The organism is Limosilactobacillus reuteri subsp. porcinus, assembly GCF_036621895.1.
In the GTDB taxonomy this organism is placed as follows: Bacteria; Bacillota; Bacilli; order Lactobacillales; family Lactobacillaceae; genus Limosilactobacillus; species Limosilactobacillus reuteri_J.
Genome location: NZ_LN887440.1, coordinates 1 through 4,911, shown reverse-complemented (window position 1 = coordinate 4,911; position 4,911 = coordinate 1). Strand labels below are relative to the sequence as shown.

Below are 4,911 nucleotides of genomic sequence, written 5' to 3'. Positions count from 1 at the left end.
ATTATCTCCTACTCGATTAAAATGCAAGATTTTAAGTGGATTTAACGATTTTTTGCATATATATAATATTAGAGACACTATTTTCAGGAGGAATTTATGCGTTTTTTACATACGGCTGATTGGCATATTGGCAAGACCTTAAACGATTTTAGCTTGCTTGATGATCAGCTAGCAACCTTTAAGCAGATTGAAGCAATTGCCAAAGGCCAGCAAGTTGATGCGATAGTGATTGCCGGGGATTTATATGATCGGTCCGTGCCCAATGAAGCAGCGGTTAAACTCTTAAACCAGATGCTGCAAGAATTAAACTTGATTGATCATTTTCCTTTACTGGCAATCAGTGGGAACCATGATTCAGCGGTCCGTTTAAGTACGGGGACTGATTGGTTTGCTTACCAGTCATTTTTCTTAAATACTAACATTAATGATGCTTTTACCCCGGTCACAATCAAGGATACCCAATTTTTCTTATTGCCATTCTTTGGGATTCAAGAAGTTCGCAACTATTTTAATGATGACAAGATTAAAAATGTCAATGATGCGATGGCGCGGATTACAACTGAGATGGAAAAGTATTTTGCTCCTGATAAAAGACATGTCCTTGTCGCCCATTTCTTTGCGGCTGGAAGTAAGCGAACGGCGGATTCTGAAACTTTGATTGAGGTTGGCGGATTAAATGCGGTCACGACAGATGTTTTAGCTCCCTTTGATTATGTTGCTCTTGGTCACCTTCATAATCGCAACGCTTTAAATGACGAAAAAGTTAGGTACAGTGGCTCCCCAATGAAATTTTCAGTATCGGAAGCCAAGCAAGAAAAGGGCGTCTGGATTGTTGATACAGCACCTTTTAAGGCCGAGTGGGTTCCACTATCGCCAGTTCATGATATTCACCTTTTGAAAGGGAGCTTTGCTGAACTGGCTAAAAAACCTGAAGAAGCATTACGGGACGATTTTTATGACATTGAATTGACCGACCAAGAACGAATTCCCGATGTGCTAAACAAGTTACGCGAATATTATCCGAAGATTGTCAGCCTTCACCGGACACATCAGGCCAAGCAGGTTCAACTCAACCTTAGTAAAAAGCGTGCTCAGGAATCGCCCCTTGATTTGCTTGCGGATTTTTATTCCCAAACGATGGGAAATGATTTAACTGACCGCCAAAAGAAATGGGCAGAAAAGGCCTTGACTCAAATTATGAAAGGGGAAGAATAGGATGCGTCCATTAACGATTGAACTACATTACTTTGGGCCGTATGAGCGTCAAGTGATTGACTTTACGCAGTTCACAGATCGTTCCTTATTTCTGGTAGCAGGGAATACTGGTGCGGGGAAGACCACGATTTTTGATGCGATGTGTTATGCACTTTTTGGTCAAACAACCAATGATCGTGATCGGTCGGCAGCTGCTTTACGTTCTGATTTTGCACCAGCTGACCAAGAAACAATGGTGAAGTTTACCTTTGAACACCAAGATCTTAAATATCAAATTATGCGTCGTCCTAAACAGGTTTTAAAGGGACGTCGCGGCAATTTGGTTGAACATAATCAAGCCGTTGACCTTATCTACCCACTTGAAAGTGACCATCCCCATGAAATCACTAAGATCAAGGAAGCAGACACGTTTATTACTGACCTGCTCAACCTGACCCGCGATCAATTTAAGCAGATTGTCCTTCTCCCTCAAGGAAAGTTTCGGCAGTTTCTTGATTCAGATAGCAATACGAAGGAAGCACTTCTACGGGACCTCTTTAATACGTCCCGTTATGAGCAGTGGGCAACGCAATTAAAAAATGATTTGCGTGAACAGAAGAAGTCATTGACGACCCAAGAAACAAAACTTCAATCATTAAAGGAAACAGTAACCGAGATTGATGCGCAATTAACAACTAAAGAATGGTTAGTAGAAGCAAAAAAATACTTAGCCCGACTAAAGGCTAATCTTGAACGTTTGGGCAATGATGAGCAGCAACAGCAAAAGAAAGTTGATCAGCTTGATTCCCAACTTCATACTGAGCAAGAGTTGAAGAAGAATATTGAGGAGTTAGCTGAACTTATCAAGGCTGGAGAAAGACTTCAAGCTCAAGCTGAAAAGATCCAAGAAACAAAGCAACAAGTAAAAATCCTTGACTGGTACCAAGAACACCAGACAGAATATCAACGGTGGAAAGATGGCGAAAAGCGTCTCCAAAAATTAACAGCGGACAATAAAATTCTCCATGAGGATCTGTTCAGCTTTCAAAAGCAACAGCGAGTAATTGAAACTGAATTGCAGCAAACGAGCAAGCAGCAAGAAGAGATTGATCAGCTTCAAACAGAGGCCGCCGACTTGACGAATAAACTACCATTATTCGATGATCGAGATAAACTAAGATCAACTGTCGATGAACTACAAACAAACTTAAAACAGCAGGAAAAACAGCAAGCTGCTTCCCAGAAGAAGTTGCAAGACGCTCAACAGCAATTGACGGTTATTGCTAATAATTTAAAAGAGCATGAAAACTTGGGGGAAGTTCAAGTTCAACTAGCAAAAAATGAAGCCCTTCAGGAAAAATTAACGACTGCTGGAAAAGATCTAAAGCAATTAGAAACAAATCTTTTATCTGAAAAGGAAAATTGCGCGAAATTAGAGCAAAAGCAGGGGGATGCTGAAAAACTCGTTCAAAAATCGCAAAGTAGATTGGATGACTTGAATGATCGCTTTGCCCGTCACCAAATTGCCATTCTTGCTCAAAAATTAAAGCCGGCCACCCCTTGCCCAATTTGTGGATCACTTGACCATCCCCATCCAGCAAATTTAGCAGATGATGGTGAGTTGGTAACGGAAGCACAAGTTAAAGCAGCAACCGTTAAAGCTCAACAAAACCGTAGTACGCTTGACCAGTTAAAAGAACAAGTTCGCCAAAGCGCTGCCAAAATTGCGGACTTAACGACACAGTTAGAAACTCAGCAGGCATATTTAGCTGAACTGCTAGGGGATGATGAATTACCGCAGGATTGGGAAGGACAAATCGAAAATCACGCTCAAAAACTAGCAGAAATGAAAACTGACCTCGATAGAATAGAACAACAGGTTAAACAATGGCGCCAAGAAGAGGAAAAATTGCAACAGGAATCCAAGTTCTCTCAAGAAAAATTAGATAAAATAGACGAAAGTGTGAACCGCTGCAAACAGGATTTAATCGCCAAGCAAACTATTCTGAAAGAAAAAACAGCCGCTTTACCAGCAAAATTTCCTACTAAAGAAGTTGCTGACAAGCAAATTCAAACTGATCAACTAAAGATCAAAGCCTTTAATAGCCAGCTTGAATCATTACAACAACAACGACAAGAAAATGCCGAAAAATTAGCAGGGACAAATAGTCGGATCGATCAGACTAAAGAAGAACTTGTCACCCAAACGACGCAACAAGATAACTTACACCAATATCTTGTGAACCTTTTAGCACAATATGATCTCCAGCTTAAATGGAATTTCTGGCAAGAAGCTAGTGAACAAGTAGCAACATTGTCATCATTACGTGAACAGGTAATGACCTTTGAGAATCAAGTCCAGGATAATCAGTCCCAACAAGAGCGGTTGACTAAGGCCATCAATAATCATCCCATGCCAGATATTACGTCAACGCAGACCAAACTTAATACTGAGCGTGAACAACTTCGGCAATATCAGCAAGAAATGGGTCAGTTAACTGCTCAGTATAAGCAATTAGCAAAAACAGATCAAAAGATTATTAAGGTAGTTGAAAAAACAGGAAAACTTGATCAAGAAATTAATGAATTACAAACATTAACAGACGTCGTGACTGGGAATACCGAAAATCATGTTAGCTTAGAACGGTATGTATTACAGGCATATTTTCAAGATGTCTTAGTAGCAGCCAATGTTCAGTTAGAACGATTAACTAATGGCCGCTACCAGTTTGAATTAGCAACGGAAAGTCATGGGCCTGGTGCCAAGTGGAGTGGGCTTGAAGTTAATGTATATGATGATAATGCCGGCAGAACGCGAAGTGCCCGAACACTTTCTGGTGGTGAAAGTTTTATGGCTTCACTTGCCCTTGCTTTAGCTCTTTGTCAGATTGTTCAAGAGCAAAGTGGGGGAATTAAGATTGATGCGCTCTTTATCGATGAAGGATTTGGTTCCCTTGATCAACAAGCTCTTGAAGATGCTCTTCATTCCCTTCAAGAACTCGAAGGTCACCGGATGATTGGAATTATCAGTCATATCACTGAACTGGAAGAACAGATTCCAGATCAATTAATTGTTCGATCACGAAATGGCCGTAGTTATGTCTCATACCAGCATGAAATATAAGCTTAAAATAGTATTTAAATAGTATTTAAATCTGAAATGATGAAATTAAATAAAAAAGTTAAAAATAAAAAGTGCAAAAATTAGTTTTTTTCGTATATAAATATATAGGGGAGGTGATTTGCGAGATGAAGACTTGTTCGTTCATAAACTCCTTTCCCCATTATTTACTGTCTTCATTTGTAAGTCACTTTTCCTAATGGGAGCCGGGATATGAGTCGAGTTGCTTTCATGGTTAAAATCGACTCTTGTCTTGCTCTCTTTCTTCTCCCACAAATCTCAATGTAAAGATCTCTTATCTGCTCTTTTACGAACCACCAGGTAGGAGATCTTTATTTTTCGCGGTTTTAAATAAAAAGTGCAAATGTTATCTTTTTACGTATATATTTAAGTGAAGGCCTAAAAATGCATTTAATGCTCTTTAACTCCATATTATCTTCCACAGTCTAATAGGCCTTCACTTAAAAAGCTAGGAAATTTTTCTTAGCTTTTTTTATAACGCCGTTTGTAAAATTAAGTTAGAAAAAATAAAAAGCCATTTGTGATAGACTTTTGAGTATCCCTAATCAAAAGAAAGGCAATCACAAATGACCTAT

General features: G+C 39.4%; 2 protein-coding genes. Both read left to right on the top strand.

What is annotated here, in order from left to right; genetic code table 11:
• The first annotated feature begins 96 nt into the window (after window positions 1–96).
• Complete coding sequence (locus tag AACL61_RS07035) at window positions 97–1,215, top strand: exonuclease SbcCD subunit D (RefSeq protein ID WP_339111176.1); 1,119 nt, start codon at window positions 97–99, stop codon at window positions 1,213–1,215.
• 1 nt (window position 1,216) lies between these two features.
• Window positions 1,217–4,318, top strand: a complete 3,102-nt coding sequence (locus AACL61_RS07030; RefSeq protein WP_339111175.1) for an AAA family ATPase — start codon at window positions 1,217–1,219, stop codon at window positions 4,316–4,318.
• The last annotated feature ends 593 nt before the right edge of the window (window positions 4,319–4,911 follow it).

Coding starts and splice junctions, on each gene's coding strand:
- AACL61_RS07035 (WP_339111176.1), top strand. CDS start 97: ATGCGTTTTTTACATACGGCTGATTGGCATATTGGCAAGACCTTAAAC.
- AACL61_RS07030 (WP_339111175.1), top strand. CDS start 1,217: ATGCGTCCATTAACGATTGAACTACATTACTTTGGGCCGTATGAGCGT.